Source organism: Streptomyces sp. NPDC026538, assembly GCF_055567535.1.
In genome coordinates, this window is the sequence record NZ_JBVHQG010000013.1 from 1 (window position 1) to 17,604 (window position 17,604).

A 17,604-nucleotide genomic window follows, 5' to 3' on the forward strand; every position below is an offset into this window, starting at 1 on the left:
CACCCGGTCCGGCACGCGCAGGCGTCCGGGGTAGCGATGACGACGCTCGGGAACGGGCGGCAGCAACGGAGCCACCCGCTCCCAGAGAGCGTCAGGAACAAGATCAACACGCACCCGCACAGCCTGCCGACCAGGATCGATCGCTGCAAGAGCATGGACTCAACTCATATTGAAACCATCAGTTAGTTGAGCCACCACCAGGCGTCGATGAGCAATTCACGCAGGTGCCTAACGGCTGCCCCTCCAGGCGTGCAAGGCCCCGCCTCCGCGCCGACCAGGATACGCAGCCGTACGAAGGCATGTTTCCAAGTTCGAGTCGACTACGATCGCGTCAGCCTTGAGGGCGACGCCGAGGGCGAACTGGCGGGCCGCACGGCCCCAGTCAGCCCGCTGGCGCGGGGCAGGCTGACGCGGGGCCCGGGACACTGCCACGGCGCGTGCCGAGACCGACGAGGGCGGCAAGATCCTCTACCGCGACGGGGACCAGGCAGTGGCTGAGCGTGTCCACGAGATCGCGGGCGAGCGGGGTCTGTCGCCAGCCCAGGTCGCCCTGGCCTGGGTCATGCGCAACCCGGCGGTGACCCATCGTCGGGGTCACCAAGCCGGCCCAGCTGGCCGACGCGGTGGACGTTGAACTCGGCGAAGACGAGGCCGCCTATCTGGAAGGCTCCTTCTGCAAGCAGCGGCCTGTGGCGGGCTCCCGGTAGTCCGGGCTACCACCGGGCCTTCGACGAGTCCTTGGCCCCGACCTTCACAGCCCTGTGGCCGGCCCGGTCGTGCTTGCGGGCGGTCGCGCGCAACTGCATGATCCGCGCGCTGCCCGCAAGCGCGGAGAGCAGGATGTCCGCCACCTCGGCCAGCAGCAGGACCACGCGCAGCGGAACGTGCCCGTAGGCACCGAAGTAGCTGACGTCTATTCGGCTGCCCCTGAGACGGCTGGCGAGAGCGGCGAGTGGTGCAAGGGTGGCGACTGGCGACGGGTCGGTTCTCCGGCGGCGTTCGTTACGGGCACCTGGATTTGTCGAACCTGCACAATGGCTCGGGCAAGCGGTTTAACGAGGCGTGGTAGGAGCCGTAGTCCTCTCGAAGAGGGCATCGTCACATGGGGGTGCCAGCCCGCTGGCGCCCGTAGCTGAACTCCAGTGGGGCTGGACTCGCCGCTTGGCATAGTCTTGACTACTCGTCAGTAAAGTCAGCATTGGGTCAGCATTCGTCCTGGCAAAGCTGCCCACAGATGCCCACACCCTGGAATCGAGAAGCCCCTCGGAGGTGCTGGTGCACCGGCCTCCGAGGGGACTGGCGTCAGTGAACGTCGTGGTGAGGCGGACGGGCGGCGGGCGCTGGGGGCCTGACGTCAGAAACTTGCATCTTTCCTGGTCAGCGGGCCCGTCCCCGTGCCTTCAGGGGGGTCTCGGGCAATGTCGGTGCGCAAAGCGGCGACCCGTCGTAGCCCTTCACCTCGCCGAAACGGGCCCCCTTCTCCCAGTCCTCCCGGGCCTGTACGATCTCGTCTTGGGAACGGGCGATGAAGTTCCACCACATGATGAGCTCCTCCTCGAACGGCTCGCCGCCCAGGAGCATGATCGCCGCGTCCGACTCGGCGCGCAGCGGCAGTTCGGTGCGGCCGCAGCCGAGGTAGAGCATCGAGCCCGGGACCACCGGGACGCCGTCGACACGCACCTCGCCGGACATCGCCAGCACGCCGTACTCGAAGTCGGACTCCAGGGGCAGGCGTAGATCCGCCCCCCGCGTCAGCGCCAGGTCGGCCCCGACGATCGGGGTGAACGTCGTACCGGGCGAGGCCGCGCCGTCGAGGGAACCGAGGAGGACCGTCGCGGTGAGGCCGGGCGCGGTGACCGTCGGCAGGTCGGGGTGGTGCTCGAACTTCGGTTCGACGTGGCGGTGGGAGTCCGGCAGCGCGACCCACAGCTGGGCGCCGTGCAGGTACCGGGCGTGCGGCCTGGGGCTCTCCTCCGAGTGGCTGATCGCCCGGCCCGAGGTCATCAGCCCGAGTTCGCGCGGGCGGATCGTCTGCAGGCTGCCGGTCGAGTCGCGGTGCAGCACCTCGCCCTGGTGCAGCCAGCTGACCGTCTGCAGCCCGATGTGCGGGTGCGGCGGGACCTGCATCCCGGGCTCGTCGGCGATGTCGTCGGGGCCGTAGTGGTCGACGAAAGCCCAGGCGCCGATCATGCGGCGGCCGAGGTTGGGCAGCAGCCGGCGCACCTCGGTCGACTCGCCGAGTTGCACGTGGCGGGGGCTCAGCAGCTCGCGGACGGGTTCGGCGACGACGAATCCGCGGCCACCGCACACGCTCGGGACGGGCGCACGGTCAAGGTTGCTCATGCCACCCAACCTAGCGGCCGAACGTCCCGGTTGCCGAGCGGTCAGCCAGGCTTGCGGAACCCGTCCCTCAGGTTGCCGAAGACCGGGCGGTACGTCTGCCACCTGGCGTCCGGCGCGGAGGGGCGGATGCCGTACTCCCGGCCGCCCTCCCTGCCGTGGCCCGGGGCCCAGGGCGAGGCACCGCCGACCGGAGCGAGGCGGGCCGCGTCCAGCGCGCCGCCTGCGCCGGGTGCCGGGAGCCGCGGCGGCCGGTGGGGGAGCGGAGGCCGTCTGGGGTGCGGAGGTCGTACGGGGCGCGGGGGCCGTCGGGGAAGCGGAGGTCGTCCGGGCGGCCGGGGGTGCTGCCACCCCCGGCCGCCCGGACAACCAGGTGGCCGGCGGCGCCCGTTCGGTCCGCTCGGCCGAGGTCCGGCCCGCCGGGCCCTGGGGATCCCGGCCCCGCTTCTTCCCCCCGGGTGTGCGGTGGTTCAGAGGCGCGTACGTCAGTGGGCTGTCAGCTTCCACAGATGGTCGGCGGTGCCGTTGTCGTCCCACTGGAGGACCTGGGCGCCGGACGAGGTGCTCATGCCGGTCACCCCGAGCAGCAGCCCGCTGTTGTAGTTGGCGATCTTGTAGTAGCCGTCGCCGGACGGGATCAGCTGCCAGAGGTGGTCGGCGGTGCCGTTGTCACCCCAGATCAGTGCGGTGCCGCCGGCACCGGTGCCCGCGTTGTTGATGCCGAGAAGCAGTCCGCTCGCCTGCTGCTGGATCTTGTAGAGGCCGCTGCCGGCGGCCATCAGGGTCCAGTTGTGGTCGGTGCCCGTGGTCGCGGTGGCCTGGACGACCGCGGTGCCCTGGGCGGTGCCCGCGCCGCTGGTGTCCAGGGCGAGGCCGCTGTTCCGGTTGGTGATCCGGTAGCGCCCGGCCAGCGAGGTGGCGGTGCCGCTCGGGGTGACGGTCAGGTGGTAGCCGTCGGAGGCGTTCATGGTCACCGGCACGGTGATCGAGCCGCCGCTGACCGGGTAGTCGGCGTCCGAGACCGTGATCGGTCCGGACACGGCGGTCGTACGGCCCCTGGACGGGGTGTACTCCAGCTTCACGTGCACGGTGCTGCCGAAGGCCGGCAACGACGACAGTCCGTTGACGGTGACGGCGCACGAACCGGTGCAGCCGCCGGCGACCACGCTGACCTGGTTGCCCGCGCCGTTGCGGGAGGCGAAGCCGTCGATGCCCGTCTGCGCCGGGGGTGTGGTGACGAGCATGTTCCCGGACATGTCGCCGTACCACTTGTACAGCCAGTACGCCCCGTTCGGTGAGCCGCCGGTGTCGGTGAGGGTGTCGCCGAGGGTGCCGTAGTGATTCCAGAAGGCGAGTTCGGCGTCGTGCACACCGGCCCGCTCGAACTTGGCGACGTAGCTCGCGAGCGGTCCGGGGACGCCGACCTCGCTCGTGGTGCCGTACTCCTCGATGGCGATCGGGCGGGGGCTGATGCCGAGGCCGGTCTCCAGGGCGCGGTAGGCGGCGACATGGGCGGCGATGTTCTGCGAGCCCTGCAGCTCGTGCCAGGCGATGATGTCGGGGACGGTGCCGCTCGCCTTGGCGTCGGTGAGGAAGGTACTCATCCAGCTCTGGTTCCACGCCGAGTAACTCGGGCCCTGGACCGGGGTGCCGGCGTCCTTGGCGCGGACCTCCTTGTACGTCGTCGCCCACCCGGAGTCGAAGGTGCCGGCCGCCGAGGTGTCCCAGGTCCAGTCCGGTTCGTTCCACAGCTCGTAGGCGGCGACGGCGGCCCCGGAGGACTTCACGGCCGCGACCTGCCTGTCCACGGCCGACAACCAGTCGCTCCAACTCACCCACCTGTAGGGAAAGTTCGGGTACCAGTCCGGCATGCGTACGACGACCTTGGCACCGGCCTTCGCCGCCTCCGGGGCGACCACCAGGGCGTCACCGCCGGGGCTGGGCTCGCCGTTGGGCAGCTGGCTGCCGCCGGGCGCCATCTGCACGAAGGTGTTGGGCCTGAGCGGCTCGACCAGGCTGTCGGCGGGCACGCTCGCGGTGTCCAGGCCGTACAGGCTGCCCGAGGCCACGTGTGTGACCGGGCGCAGGGTCTGGTTCGCGCTCACCACCAGGGTGGTGGCGGAGGTGGGGGCGGCCTGGGCGGGAGCGGCGGTGCCGAGGGCGGCGGTCAGCACCACGGCACCGAGGGCGGCTCTGAGGGGGATGCGGCTCATGGCATGGGTCTCCTCGAAGAGTAGGGAAGTTGAAGGGCTCAGTCCTTCACCGCGCCCGCGGTCACGCCCGCGGCCACATAGCGCTGGGCGAGGACCAGGAGGACGGCCGCGGGGACCGAGGCGACCACGGCGGTGGCCATGATCGCGTTCCACTCCTGGTTGTTGTTGCCGATGTACTTGTAGATGCCGAGCGTGATCGGCTTCCAACCTCCGCCGCCGTCCAGCGTGTTGGCGAAGACGAAGTCGGACCAGGCCCACAGGAAGCCGAACAGCGAGACGGTGACGATCGCGTTGCGGCTCAGCGGGAGGACGACCGACCGGAAGGTGCGCCAGGTGCCGGCGCCGTCGATCCGGGCGGCCGAGATCAGCTCGCCGGGGATGCCCGACATGAACGCGGTGAAGATCATGACGCCGAACGGGACGGCGATCGTGGAGTCCGCGACGATCAGGCCCCACCAGGAGTTGAGCAGTCCGAGGTCCAGGAAGACGCCGTAGAAGCCCATCGCCATGACGATCCCGGGGACCATCTGCGCGATGAGGAGGGCCAGGCCCAGGGCACCGGCGCCGCGCGGACGCAGTTTCGCCAGTGCGTAGCCGGCCGGGGCGGCGAGGGCGAGGGTGAGGGCGACCGTGCCGAGCCCGATGAGCAGACTGGTGCCGAGGTAGGGCAACTGGTCGTCCAGGACGGCCCGGTAGCCCTCGAAGGTGGGGTGCAGTGGGAGCAGGTCCGGCGGGCTCTTGCGCATGTCCCGCTGCGGGGTGAGGGAGACGTTGATCATCCAGTACACCGGGAACAGCATCAGGGCGGTGAGGAGCAGCCCGAGGGCGGTGTGACAGCGGCTGTTCGTTCGGGACTTCATGCCTCCTGCCTCCTCTGTACGCGGATGTACAGCAGGCCGAAGGCCAGGGCGATGAGGATCAGGATGTCGCCGACGGCCGCACCGGGACCGAACCTGGGCAGCAGCGTGCCGAAGCCGAGCTGGTAGGACCAGGTGGCCAGGGTGGAGGAGGCGTCGCCCGGACCGCCCTTGGTCATGATCCAGATCAGGTCGAACACCTTGAGCGTGTAGACGAGCCCGAGCAGCAGCGTGATCGCCGACACCGGGCGCAGCAGCGGGAAGGTGATCCGGCGGAACTGCTGCCAGCCGGCCGCCCCGTCCAGCGCCGCCGCCTCGTACAGCTCGCCGGGGATGTTCTGCAGGCCGCTGTGCAGGATGACCAGGTTGAAGGGGATGCCGATCCAGATGTTGGCGACGATCACCGAGGTCAGCGCCCAGTCCGGCGAGGTCAGCCAGCCGACGGGGGCCACGCCGAAGAAGTGCAGGAAGTAGTTCACCACTCCCGACTCGCTGTTGAACATCCACGACCACGTCGACGCCGACACGATCAGCGGCAGCAGCCAGGGGATCAGGAACAGCGCCCGCAGTACGGTCGACAGCCTGAAGTGCCGGTTGAAGAAGACCGCGAGGGCGAGCCCGGCCGCGTACTGGAAGACGATCGACACGAGGGTGAAGACCATCGTGTGCCGCATCGCAGGACCGAACGTGGGATCGTCCAGCACCTTCCGGAAGTTGTCCCAGCCGGAGAAGGGTGCGTCGCCCGCCACGAAGGACCGGACGGTGTAGTCGCGCAGGCTCAGATCGAGGTTGCGGTAGAGCGGATAGACGTAGAAGGCGCAGAGGTAGGCGAGGAGCGGTGTCACGAAGGCGAGCGCGGTCAGTCGCCGCCTGCGGCGCAGGGACCGGGCACCGGCCTCGCTCGTCCTCGCCGCGGCGGCCGGTGCGGGCCGCGGACGGTCGATCCGGGCGACGGTCATACCGGGCCTAGCCCTTCCGCGCGCTGGACTGGGCCGTGTCGAGCGCGTCCTGCGGGCTCTTGCTCCCCGAGAGCGCCGCCTGGACGGCCGTCCACAGGGGCTGCGAGATGGTCGGGTACTTGGTGCCGAGACCGCCGCTGGTACGGCCGCGGGCCGCCGCGACCGCCGCCACCCAGGGCTTCAACTCCTGGTTCTTCTTGACCTGTTCGGCCTGTACGGCGGAGGTGGGCGCCACGTACATGAGCGTGGTGTCGGTGGCCAGCAGACTGGAGTCGCTGGTCAAGCAGGTGACGATCTTCTTGGTGGTGTCGTAGCGCGAGGTGTCCTGCTGCACGGGCACGGTCCCGAACTCGCCGCCGGTCGGCACCGGGGCCGAACCGCCGTTCTGGCCGGGGATGTTGATGACCCCGTACGGGAAGCCCGCCTTGTCGGCGTTGCCGAGCTGCCAGGTGCCGTTCTCGCTGAACGCGTACGCCCCGGTGGCGAACTCCTGCCAGCTGGTGGTCTGGGTGTTCTGCAGCACGTCCTTCGGCGCGTACCCCGCGTCCACCCACTGCTTCCACAGCGCCAGTGCGGCCACTCCCTTGGCCGAGTCGAGTTCGGTGAGGTCGCCGCCCGCGCCCCAGAACCAGGGCAGGAACTGGAAGCTGCCCTCCTCCGTGTTGATCGCCGAGAAGGTGATCCCCTTCTTGCCGGCCGCCTTCACCTTCTTCAGCGCGGCAGTGAGCGACGTCCAGTCCTTGACCGAGGCCGGGTCGACACCGGCGGCGGAGAGGATCTTCTTGTTGTAGTAGAGCGCGAGGGTGTTGGCGCCGATCGGCACCCCGTAGGAGGCGTTGTCGATCGTGCCGGCCCCGATGATGTTCTTCTGGATCGACGAGGTGTCCAGACCCAGGTCGCCGGTCTTGTTGAGGATCCCCGCCTCCACCAGCGTGGAGACGACCGGGTTGTCGACCAGCATCACGTCCGGCGCGTTGCCCTGCTGGGCGGCCAGCAGCGCCTTGTTGCCCAGGTCGGTGGTGTCGTACGCGGTCCGCTTGAGCTTCACCCCGGCCGCGGTGCCGCACGCGGTGACCCGCTTGCCCCACTCCGAGGAGGAGTCGAACTGCGGATACGGGTCCCAGAAGGTGTACGTGCCGCCGGCCGGGGACGACGATCCCGAGGAGCCGGAACCGCCACCGCAGGCGGTGAGGGAGGCGAGGGTGCCGAGGGCGACGGCGGTGACCATGACGGTACGGCGGGTGGGTATCACGGGGTGACCTCGTTGTCGTAGGACGGGGTGTCTCAGGAGGTGGGGAGCCAGACGCGCATGCTGCCGTCCTCGCGGTTGGCCCAGACGTGGTACGGGATCGCGGTCAACTCGACCGGATCGCCGTCGGGTTCGGGACCGGAGTGGTCCGCGGTGAGGTAAGGCCACCAGCCCCGGTCGGGGGTCTGCCGCCGGTGTCCGGCGGCCACCACGGTGGCGACACCGCCGAGCAGGTCCGGTCGGTGCTTCACGGCCGGCGGCCGGGACGGGTCGAGGACGATGTCGTCCAGGCCGCCGCCCGGATGGTCGGCCTGCTCCAGGCAGTACACGAGCGGCCCCCGCTCGATCGCCACACAGCCGCGCACGGCGTCCACGCGCGGGTCGGCCGCGGTGAGCCGGGGTTCGAGGACGAGTTCGAGGTGCACCCGGTCGCCCGGCCGCCACGTGCGCGTCAGCCGCAACCAGCCCTGGTCCACCGTGGCGTCGGACCGGTCGTACGTCCGCGTGCCGCACCGCACCCGGAAGTCCCGGCACCACTGCGGGATACGCAGGGACAGCGTCCAGGGGGCGTCGGCCGGGGTCTCCTCGACGGTGAACCCGATCGTGCCGTGCCAGGGGTAGTCCGTCTCCGCGCGAACCCGGACCCGGTCGTTCTCGTACGTGCCGGTCACGAACTGGTGGATCTGCAGGCCCTGTTCGTCGCTCGACGCCAGGTAGTGCGTCAGCCCGGCCAGCAGCCGCATCACGTTCGGCGGGCAGCAGGCGCAGCGGAACCAGCGGGTGCGGCGGGCCGACTGGTCGCCGCCGGTGTCGGTGTGCCCGTCGCGCACCTGGAGCGGGTTGACGTACAGCCACCGCTCGCCGTCCAGCGAGACCCCGGCCAGGAAGCCGTTGAACAGGGTGCGCTCGATCAGGTCGGAGTAGCGGGCCTCGCCGGTGAGGAGCGCCAGCCGCCAGCTCCACTGCACCGAGGCGATCGCGGCACAGGTCTCGCAGTAGGCCCGTTCGCTGGGGAGTTCGTAGGGGTCGCCGAAATCCTCCTTGTCGTGATGGGCGCCGAGGCCACCGGTGATATGCGTCTTGGTGGTCGTCATGGCCCGCCACAACCGCTCACCGGCCGCCCGCAGTTCGGCGTCGCCGGTCTCCGCCGCCAGGTCCGCGGCGGCCGCCAGCAGGTACAACTGCCGTACGGCATGGCCCTCGACGTTCGTGGCCTCGCGCAGCGGGACCCGGTCCTGGCAGTAGGACGCGCCACCGAGCAGACCATGGCCGTGCCGGTCCACGAAGTAGCCGGCCAGGTCCAGATAGCGGCGCTCGCCGGTCTCCCGGTACAGCTCCACCAGGGCGGTCTCGACCTCCGGGTGACCGTCGATGCCGTCGATGGGCCTGCCGCTGCCAGGGAGGCCGAAGACCGAGTCGATGTGGTCGGCGAACCTGCGCGCCACGTCGAGGAGTTCGGTGCGGCCGGTGGCGCGGTGGTGGGCCACGGCCGCCTGGATCAGATGGCCCGCGCAGTACAACTCGTGGCCCCAGCGCAGGTCCTGGTACCGCTCGCCGCCCTTGACCAGCTGGAACCAGGTGTTGAGATAGCCGTCGGGCTGCTGCGCGGCGGCCACCAGGGCGACGATCCGCTCCACGTCGGCGGCCAGTGCGGTGTCCTCCCCCTGGGCGAGTTGCCAGGACGCCGCCTCCAGCCACTTGTAGACGTCCGTGTCGACGAACGGGTACGCGCCCCGGAACTCGCCCTCGGCCGCGGCGCCCGACGACGCGGCGGCCGCCAGGCGCAGGTTGTGCAGGTTGCCGGCGGACTCCAGCAGGTCCGGACCCTGGGGGAGGGAGACCCGGGCGTTGGTGGTGCGGCGGTCGTGCCAGAAGCCGCCGTCGATGGCGACGGTCGCCGGGCGCAGCGCGGTGCGGGCGTCGGGGGTGAGACGGACAGGGCCGGCGGGTGCGGGACGGGCGGCGCGGGTGCGGGGCATGGCTCTCCGAGGGTGGGGAGGGAGTGAGCGCCTGGGCGACGACGGAGTCGAAATATCGAACGCCGTCCGGGACTTGGGGCGCGATGTGGCGCGGAACCACTGTGCGCAACCGTTTTCTCGCCGAGAAGTACAGGGCAGCCGAGGGGAGGGGTCAAGACGCCCGGCGCAGATTTTTCAACTTGCCCGGCGGGTCTGGCACTTCACGCCGGTGACTGCGACGATGTGGGGCGGCTCTGTCGCCGGGAGGCCGGCGGCACCGCCGAGAAGCCGTCCAGGAAAAGGTTTGCCCGTGACCTCTGCGCCAGACTCTCCGCCCGTCGGCCGGGCCAGGCTCGCCGATGTCGCCGCGCTCGCCGGCGTCAGCGTCGGCACGGCCTCCAAGGCGCTGAACGGCGCCGGACGGATGCGCCCGGAGACCCGGCAACGGGTGCTGGACGCGGTGCAGGCGCTCGGCTTCCGGCCCAATCAGCATGCGCAGAGCCTGCACAGCGGCAGGAGCTGGACGGTCGGGCTGATGACGACGGACGGCATCGGCCGCTTCAGCACCCCGGTACTGCTCGGCGCCGAGGACGCGCTCGGCGCCGGGAAGATCTCCGTGCTGCTCTGCGACACCCGTGGCGACGCCATTCGCGAACAGCACCATCTGCGCAACCTCACCGACCGGAGGGTCGACGGCATCATCGTCACGGGCCGCCGTACCGACCCCCGTCCGCCCCTGTCCGGCATCGACCCGGCGATCCCGGTCGTCTACGCCCTCTCACCGTCGACCGACCCCGCCGACACCTCCGTCGTCACCGACGACCGGGGCGGCGCCCGGCTCGCCGTGGAACACCTGCTGGCCACCGGCCGCACCCGGATCGCCCATGTCAGCGGGCCCGAGCACCATCAGGCAGCCCGCGACCGTGCCGCGCACGCCGTCCGGCACCTGGCCGGGGCCGGACTCCAACTCGCCACCGGCCGGGTGCACTTCGGGGAGTGGAGCGAGGCCTGGGGGCGGCGGGCCGCCGACGCGGTACTGCGGACGGCGCCCGACACGGACGCCGTCTTCTGCGGCAACGACCAGATCGCCCGCGGGGTGGCGGACGCACTGCGCGAGCGCGGCAGGGACGTACCGGGGGACATCGCGGTCGTCGGGTACGACAACTGGGACACGATGGCGCTCGCCTGCCGTCCGCCGCTCACCACCGTCGACATGAACCTGGCCGGGATCGGGCGGATCGCCGCGCTGCGGCTGCTCCAGGCCATCGACGCCGAACCGGCGCCCGGGGTGCACACGGTGCCGTGCCGGCTGGTGGTGCGCGAGTCCAGCTGAGCGGCCTTCACCCCCGTCGCACGGGACCCGGCTGTGCTTGTTTAAGTAAATCAAGTGACTTGCATTCGGGAGGGTCGTGCAGACTCGAGTGGCCCTACGGAGGTAGCGGCGTCACCCGCGTGGAGGCCGAACTGCGGCCCGGCGCCCATGTGCGCGGCACGGTACGCGGCGCCGGAGGCCCGCTGGGCGACGCGCGGGTCACGCTGGTGGACGTCGCCGGCAACGTCGTCGCCACGACCACCACCGGTGACGACGGCGGGTACGCCTTCCCCGACCTGGACACCGGCCCGTACACGGTCATCGCGACCGGCTACCCGCCGCACGCCGCCGGAGTGCTCGTCTCCGGCGCCGACATCCACGACCACGACATCGAACTCTCCCATCCCAGCGCGTAGTCCACCCGGCCCGGGCCGCACCGGGCCGCCGCGGCGCGCCGTCGCGTCAGCACGGATACGGCGCCCGGGCCGACCGGGCCACCGGGGCCACCGGACCGAAGACCTCCTCCACGGAGGCCGGGGAGACGTCGGTGGCGCCGGCTGCACCACCGGGTGCAGCCGGCGCCCGCAGGTGACGGCACCCGGTCCGTCACACCGGCAGCAGCCGTGCGATCAGCCCGCTGAGCTGTCGGGCCGTACGGCACTCGTGCATCTCCACCAGTTCCGCGTAGTCGGGCGCCGCCGAGTCGCCGGTGCCCCACAGGGAACGCGCCTCGGGGTTCAGCCAGTAGACGCGGCGCGCCTGTCCGGCGATCCGGCGGACGGCCGCGAGGTTCGGGTCGAGGTTGTTGGTGCGGGCGTCGCCGAGCACGAACACCGTGCTGCGCGGGCCGACCGCGGCGCCGTACCGCTCCGCGAACTCGCCCAGCGACACCCCGTAGTCGCTGCTGCCGTGCCAGCCGGTGAGCGTCGCCTCGGCGCTGATCCGGGCGCCGAGCCCCTCCGGGTCGGCCCGGCCGTGTTCGAGCAGGCCGGTCACCTCGTCGATCCGGTTGACGAAGGCGAACACCCGGACCTTGCTGAACTGGTCGTGCAGCGCCTGCACCAGCAGCATCGTGAAGTCCGAGAACCCCGACACCGAGCCCGACACATCGCACAGCAGCACCAGTTCGGGCCGGACCGGCCGGCGCCGGCGCAGCACCGGCCGCATCGGCACCCCGCCCGTGGACAGCGAACCGCGCAGCGTGCGGCGCAGGTCGATGGTGCCCCGTGCGGCGCGGCGGCGGCGCGCGGCCAGCCGGGTCGCCAGCTTGCGGGCCAGCGGCTGAACAGCCCTGCGCAGTTCGGCGAGTTGATCCCGTCCGGCGAACAGGAAGTCCACCCGGTCGGCGCTCGGCGCCACCGCCCGCCGGGCGATCTCGTCCCGCCCGCGCCGCTCGGCCACCCGGCGCCGGGCCTCCGCCGCGACCATCCCCCGGAACGCCTCGATCCGCCGCCGGATCTCGTCGTCCAGCAGCCGGTCCGTGAACCCCGGGTCGGTGCCCCGCGCCCGGACGTCTGCCCGCACCCGCGCCAGCAGCGTCTGCGGCCGCAGCCGGTCCAGTGTCTGGTACGACGACCAGCCGTCCGAGCCCGGCGAACTCCCGTACCCTCCCATGCCGTCCACCGCCTGCGCCGCCAACTGCCGCAGCAGCGCGGTGTCATCGTCGGCCAGCGCGGCCGCGAGCCGCTCCCGCAGCTCGTCCCGGTCGGCCGACTCGGCACCCGGGCCGCCCACGCCGCGCGGGAAGTAGAGGTCGAAGACCTGGTCGAACACGGTCCGTTGGCCCGTACCGTGCAGCAGGGTCGCGGCCAGCCCCTCGCGCAGCAGCTCCCGGTCAGCCAGGCCCAGCGCCGCCACCGCCCGGCCCGCGTCCACGGTCTCCCCGGTGCCGACCCGCACCCCGTGCGCCCGCAGTGCCCCCACCAGACCGGTGAGCCGGTCGGCGAGGTCGGCCGGAGCGTGTGCCGCTGCGCTCACAGCGCGTCCAGGTCCAGCTTGGCGGCCGCCTTCTGGATGTCGTCCTGGTGCTTGAGGATCACGCCCAGGGAATCCCGTACGACCTGCTCGTCCAGGGTGTCGGCGCCCAGTGCCAGCAGGGTGCGCGCCCAGTCGATCGTCTCGGCCACGGACGGCACCTTGCGCAGGTCCATCGCCCGCAGCGCCCCGACCACCCGGACCACGGACTCGGTGAGCGCCTCGCCGAGCCCCGGCACCTTCAGCCGTACGATCCGGCGCTCCAGCTCCTCGTCCGGGAACCCGATGTGCAGGAACAGGCAGCGGCGGCGCAGCGCCTCGGACAGCTCACGGCTCGCGTTCGAGGTGAGCACCACGAAGGGGCGGCGGGTCGCGGTGACCGTGCCCAGCTCGGGGACGGTCACCTGGAAGTCGCTGAGCACCTCTAGGAGCAGGCCCTCCACCTCGACGTCGGCCTTGTCGGTCTCGTCGATCAGCAGCACCTTGGGGTCGTCGCCCCGGATCGCGGTGAGCAGCGGGCGGGGGAGCAGGAACTCCTCGCTGAAGATGTCGGTGCGGGCCTCGTCCCAGGTCTCGTCCCGGCCGGCGCTGATGCGCAGCAGCTGCTTGGCGTGGTTCCACTCGTACAGCGCCCGGGACTCGTCCACGCCCTCGTAGCACTGCAGCCGTACCAGCCGGGCGCCGGCGACCTCGGCGACGGCCTTCGCCAGCTCGGTCTTGCCGACCCCGGCGGGCCCCTCGACGAGGAGGGGCTTGCCGAGCCGGTCGGCCAGGAAGACGGTGGTGGCGACGGCGGGGGAGGCGAGATAGCCGGTCTCCGCGAGACGGGCTGAGACGTCGTCGACGGAAGTGAACAACGGGGGCCTCCGGCTGAGCGGCGTAGGAGCTGACCTCACTATCTAAGCGCTTGTTCAGCGAGCTTGCCACCCTGTATACCGATCGGTTTCCGAATGTGCTGCCGAGAGGTAACCTCGGACCTATGGCCACCACCGACAAGGCGTCCCCCCGCGACCGGCTGCTCGAAGCCGCCGCCGAGCTCTTCTACCGCGACGGCGTCTCCGTGGGCGTCGAGGCGCTGTGCAGGTCGGCAGGGGTGTCGAAGCGCTCGATGTACCAGCTCTTCGACAGCAAGGAGGAGATGCTGGCCGCCAGCCTGGAGCGCCGCAGGGCCTGGTACGAGGCCCAGCTCACGCCCGCCGAGGACGCGTCGGCCACGCCCCGCGAGCGGATCCGGTACGTCTTCGAGCGGCTGGAGAAGAGCTCCGGGAACCCCGAGTACCGCGGCTGCCCGTACCTCGCCGTCCTGGTCGAGCTGAAGGACCCCGAGCACCCCGCGAGCGTGGTGGCCCGCGACGCCAAGAGCCGGATGGAGGGCTTCTTCCGGGAGCAGGCCGAACAGGGGGGCGCGACTGACCCGGCCGTCCTCGCCCGGCAGCTGATGCTGGTCTTCGACGGCTCCAGCGCCCGGGCGGGCGCCCACATCGAGCGCCTGGACGACGGCCTGGCCACGGGAACGGCGACGGCGCTGATGGACGCGGGGGGAATGCCGTAGCGCCAACTGCCGGGGGCGCCACGGCGGACCCGGCCGCCACCCGGCATGGCGTGGTGCGCGAGGTCGGGGAGCCTGGCATGGCGTGGTGCGCTGGGCCGACCGCCCGGCATGGCGTGGTGCGCTAGGTCGGGGCGCCCGGCAACGCCTGGTGCACTCGTCCCGGGCGTCCCGGTCCGCCCCGCCGCCGACGACCCGGACGGGTGAGCACAACGCGCCGAGCGGGTCGCCCGCCCGATGCAATGGACGCGTGACCGCGCCCCCGAACGACTGCCTCGCGCGCAACGAGTGGATCTGCGGGGCCTATCTGAGCAGCCGCCGCCAGATCCTCCTCGACGCGGTCGGGCAGCATCTCCGGCTCACCGCGGTCTCCGTGCTCATCGGTCTCGCCATCGCCGTCCCCCTGGCCGTGCTGGCCCGCCGCTGGCGCTGGTCGGCCGCGCCCGTCCTCGGCGTCACGACGATCTTGTACACCATCCCCTCCCTGGCGATGTTCTCGCTGCTCCTGCCGGTCTACGGACTCTCGGCCACCCTCGTCGTCGCCGGTCTGGTGCTCTACTCGCTCACCCTGCTCGTCCGGAACATCCTCGCGGGCCTGCGCGCCGTGCCCGAGGAGACCCGGCAGGCCGCCCGCGGCATGGGCTACGGCCCGATCCGCCTGCTGCTCACCGTGGAGCTGCCGCTCGCCCTGCCCGCGGCGATGGCCGGACTGCGCATCGCCACCGTCTCGGCGGTCTCCCTGGTCACCGTCGGCGCGATCGTCGGTTTCGGGGGCCTCGGCAACCTGATCTACGCCGGCATGAACACCTACTTCAAGGCCCAGGTGCTCACCGCCTCGGTCCTGTGCGTGCTGATCGCCGTCGCCGCCGACCTGCTGCTGCTCGGTGTGCAGCGACTGCTCACCCCGTGGACGCGGGCGGCCCGCGCATGACGACGCTCGCCGACGCCTGGGACTGGCTCGCCGACTCCGCGCACTGGTCGGGCGGCGACGGCATCGGGCACCGGCTGCTCCAGCACCTCGTCCTCACCGTCGTCTGCCTCGTCATCAGCTGTGCCGTCGCCCTGCCCGTCGCCCTGGTCCTCGGTCACCTCGGCAAGGGCGGCGCACTCGCCGTGAACATCTCCAACGTGGGCCGTGCCGTCCCCACCTTCGCCGTCCTGGTCCTGCTGCTCCTCACCCCGATCGGCCGGTGGGGCGAGGGCCCCACGGTGGTGGCCCTGGTGCTGTTCGCGATACCGCCGCTGCTCACCAACGCCTACGTCGGCATGCGCGAGGTCGACCGGAGCATCGTGCAGGCGGCGCGCGGTATGGGGATGACCGGGCACCAAATGCTGTTTCACGTGGAACTGCCCCTTTCGCTCCCCTTGGTGCTCAACGGCGTGCGGATCGCCGCCGTCCAGCTCGTGGCCACGGCGACCATCGCCGCGCTGGCGGGCGGGGGAGGGCTGGGACGGATCATCACCGCCGGGTTCAACCTGGCCAGCACACCCCAGGTGGTCGCCGGGGCGATCCTGGTCGCCGTCTTCGCGCTGATCGTGGAGGGCGTCTTCGAGCTCGCCGAGCGGCTCGCCCCGGTCTGGGTGCGGGGCTCGCAGTGAGGTCCCGTACGGCGGTGCCGGGCGTGCTGCTGCTCGCCCTCACCGCCTGCACCAACGGCCCCTCCCTGGAGAACCGCGGAGAGGTCACCGCACCCCCGGGCGACAGCCGGCAGCTGACCATCGGCTCGGCCGGATTCACCGAGAGCGACCTGCTCGCCCAGATGTACGCACAGCTGCTGACCCAGGCCGGCTACCGGACCTCCCTCATCACCGTCGCCAACCGGGAGATCTACGAACCCGCCCTGGAGTCCGGGCAGATCGACGCCGTCCCCGAGTACGCGGCCACCTTCGCCGACTGGCTCAACGCCAAGGCCAACGGCCCCGACGCACCGCCCGTGGGCTCGCCCGACCTGGACGCCACGATGAAGGCGCTGCGCCGCCTCGCCACACCGCGCGGTCTCACGGTCCTGGACCCCGGACGGGCGGTGGACCAGAACGCCTTCGCGGTCACCGCCGCCTACGCCCGGGAGCACCACCTGAAGACGCTCAGCGACCTGGGCGCCTCGGGTCTGAAGGTGCGGCTCGCGGCGGGTGACGAATGTGTGCAACGGCCGTACTGCGAGCCGGGACTGAAGAAGGTCTACGGCATTGACATCACCGGCGTCGACCCCAAGGGCGTCGGGACCACCCAGGCCAAGCGGGCCGTGCAGAGCGGGCAGGACCAGATGGTGCTGACCACGACCACGGACGCGACCCTCGACCAGTTCGGCCTGGTCCTGCTCGCCGACGACAGGCACCTGCAGAACGCCGACTACGTCGTCCCGGTCGTCAACCGCGCGCGGGCGGGCAGTGAGGGCGTGACGAAGGCGCTCGGCAAGCTCAACGACGTCCTGACGACGGCCGACCTGGCCGCCATGAACCAGCAGGTCGACAGCTGGCGACGGCTGGCCCAGGACGTGGCGGGCACGTACTTGCGGGACAAGGGCCTGGTGAAGTGAGGTTCGGTGCCCGTTGTCAGTGGCGGGCGGTACGTTCCGGGGCATGGGGATCTATCTGGTGAGTGTCGCCGCGCAGGAGTGGTTCGAGGACGCGGAAGAGGGCGGCAAGGGCGCCGTCGCCTCGGCCCTGAACGAGGAGTTGCGGCGGCGCGGGCTCGCGCCGTACGAGTCGGTGCCCGAGCAGGCCGCGTTCGAGCGCGGCACGGGGCTGTCGTTCGAGGAGAAGCTGGTGCCGTCCATGGACGGGTTCGGTGCGCTGTGCCGGGAGCAGCTGTCGCCGCAGGAGGGGGAGTTGCTGCTGGGCTGGTCGGTGCTGGTGCCGGTCTCCCTCGGCGAGGAGATCCGGCTGCCCCTGGAATCCGCCTACACCGACGAGACGGTGATCGCCGGCGCCCCCGAGGTGCTCGCCCTCGCCGAGCGGCTGGCGGCGGCGATCCGGCTTCCGGTCGACGCGATACCGGCGGCCTGCGACAACCTCGATCTGACGATGTGGTTCCTGGAAGGCCCGGCCGAGGCAGCCGCAGCCGTCCGCCCCGGCCCGTGGGGGAAGGACCTGGACACGGCCTTCTATGTCGCGCTGTACCTGCGGGCCGCGCAGCACTCACTGCGCCGCGGCTGCCCGATCACGTACAGCTGACGAGCGCCGGCCGACGCAC

At 71.5% G+C, this 17,604-nt stretch carries 15 protein-coding genes and 2 pseudogenes; 7 read left to right on the forward strand and 10 right to left on the reverse strand.

Annotation, left to right across the window (positions count from 1 at the left end):
• The 8 genes and pseudogenes from ACZ4N4_RS38305 to ACZ4N4_RS38340 form a co-directional block, all read right to left on the reverse strand.
• Positions 1-114, reverse strand: a pseudogene (locus ACZ4N4_RS38305) (IS5/IS1182 family transposase); the annotation flags it as partial.
• Positions 115-713: 599 nt separating this feature from the next.
• Entirely contained in the window at positions 714-872 is a 159-nt protein-coding gene (locus ACZ4N4_RS38310; RefSeq protein ID WP_467597655.1) for a hypothetical protein, read from the reverse strand.
• Positions 873-1,377: 505 nt separating this feature from the next.
• A complete protein-coding gene (locus tag ACZ4N4_RS38315; protein ID WP_467597658.1) occupies positions 1,378-2,343 on the reverse strand; it encodes a pirin family protein in 966 nt (321 codons plus the stop codon).
• Positions 2,344-2,825: 482 nt separating this feature from the next.
• Positions 2,826-4,553, reverse strand: a complete 1,728-nt coding sequence (locus ACZ4N4_RS38320; protein ID WP_467597661.1) for an RICIN domain-containing protein — start codon at positions 4,551-4,553, stop codon at positions 2,826-2,828.
• A 38-nt stretch (positions 4,554-4,591) separates the two neighbouring features.
• On the reverse strand, positions 4,592-5,413 hold the full coding sequence (locus tag ACZ4N4_RS38325) for a carbohydrate ABC transporter permease (protein ID WP_453567143.1): 822 nt from the start codon (positions 5,411-5,413) through the stop codon (positions 4,592-4,594).
• On the reverse strand, positions 5,410-6,369 hold the full coding sequence (locus ACZ4N4_RS38330; RefSeq protein ID WP_467597664.1) for a carbohydrate ABC transporter permease: 960 nt from the start codon (positions 6,367-6,369) through the stop codon (positions 5,410-5,412). The genes ACZ4N4_RS38325 and ACZ4N4_RS38330 overlap by 4 nt, the downstream gene beginning before the upstream one ends.
• A gap of 7 nt (positions 6,370-6,376) precedes the next feature.
• Positions 6,377-7,621 carry a sugar ABC transporter substrate-binding protein gene (locus ACZ4N4_RS38335; RefSeq protein ID WP_467597666.1) on the reverse strand — a complete coding sequence of 415 codons (1,245 nt, stop codon included), beginning with the start codon at positions 7,619-7,621 and terminating at the stop codon, positions 6,377-6,379.
• A 32-nt stretch (positions 7,622-7,653) separates the two neighbouring features.
• A complete protein-coding gene (locus ACZ4N4_RS38340) occupies positions 7,654-9,597 on the reverse strand; it encodes a glycoside hydrolase family 127 protein (RefSeq protein WP_467597669.1) in 1,944 nt (647 codons plus the stop codon).
• Between the two features lie 289 nt (positions 9,598-9,886).
• On the opposite strand from ACZ4N4_RS38340, the gene ACZ4N4_RS38345 reads away from it, so the two are divergent.
• Positions 9,887-10,909, forward strand: a complete 1,023-nt coding sequence (locus ACZ4N4_RS38345; RefSeq protein WP_467597672.1) for a LacI family DNA-binding transcriptional regulator — start codon at positions 9,887-9,889, stop codon at positions 10,907-10,909.
• A gap of 98 nt (positions 10,910-11,007) precedes the next feature.
• A pseudogene (locus tag ACZ4N4_RS38350) lies at positions 11,008-11,304 on the forward strand (carboxypeptidase-like regulatory domain-containing protein); the annotation flags it as partial.
• Between the two features lie 190 nt (positions 11,305-11,494).
• On the opposite strand, the gene ACZ4N4_RS38355 reads toward ACZ4N4_RS38350, so the two are convergent.
• Together ACZ4N4_RS38355 and ACZ4N4_RS38360 are read right to left on the reverse strand one after the other, a co-directional pair.
• Entirely contained in the window at positions 11,495-12,865 is a 1,371-nt protein-coding gene (locus ACZ4N4_RS38355; protein ID WP_467597675.1) for a vWA domain-containing protein, read from the reverse strand.
• Positions 12,862-13,719 carry an AAA family ATPase gene (locus ACZ4N4_RS38360; protein ID WP_351747790.1) on the reverse strand — a complete coding sequence of 286 codons (858 nt, stop codon included), beginning with the start codon at positions 13,717-13,719 and terminating at the stop codon, positions 12,862-12,864. Before ACZ4N4_RS38360 ends, ACZ4N4_RS38355 begins: the two co-directional genes overlap by 4 nt.
• Positions 13,720-13,841: 122 nt before the next feature.
• On the opposite strand from ACZ4N4_RS38360, the gene ACZ4N4_RS38365 reads away from it, so the two are divergent.
• From ACZ4N4_RS38365 to ACZ4N4_RS38385, 5 genes are all read left to right on the forward strand, one after another.
• The gene (locus tag ACZ4N4_RS38365) at positions 13,842-14,414 is read left to right on the forward strand and encodes a TetR/AcrR family transcriptional regulator (RefSeq protein WP_467597678.1); all 573 of its coding nucleotides are present in this window, start codon (positions 13,842-13,844) and stop codon (positions 14,412-14,414) included.
• 247 nt (positions 14,415-14,661) lie between these two features.
• A complete protein-coding gene (locus tag ACZ4N4_RS38370; protein WP_453567132.1) occupies positions 14,662-15,342 on the forward strand; it encodes an ABC transporter permease in 681 nt (226 codons plus the stop codon).
• Positions 15,339-16,010 carry an ABC transporter permease gene (locus ACZ4N4_RS38375; protein ID WP_467597682.1) on the forward strand — a complete coding sequence of 224 codons (672 nt, stop codon included), beginning with the start codon at positions 15,339-15,341 and terminating at the stop codon, positions 16,008-16,010. The genes ACZ4N4_RS38370 and ACZ4N4_RS38375 overlap by 4 nt, the downstream gene beginning before the upstream one ends.
• The gene (locus ACZ4N4_RS38380; protein ID WP_467597685.1) at positions 16,007-16,948 is read left to right on the forward strand and encodes an ABC transporter substrate-binding protein; all 942 of its coding nucleotides are present in this window, start codon (positions 16,007-16,009) and stop codon (positions 16,946-16,948) included. The genes ACZ4N4_RS38375 and ACZ4N4_RS38380 overlap by 4 nt, the downstream gene beginning before the upstream one ends.
• Positions 16,949-16,991: 43 nt before the next feature.
• Positions 16,992-17,585, forward strand: a complete 594-nt coding sequence (locus ACZ4N4_RS38385) for a hypothetical protein (RefSeq protein ID WP_467597688.1) — start codon at positions 16,992-16,994, stop codon at positions 17,583-17,585.
• Positions 17,586-17,604 lie beyond the last annotated feature (19 nt).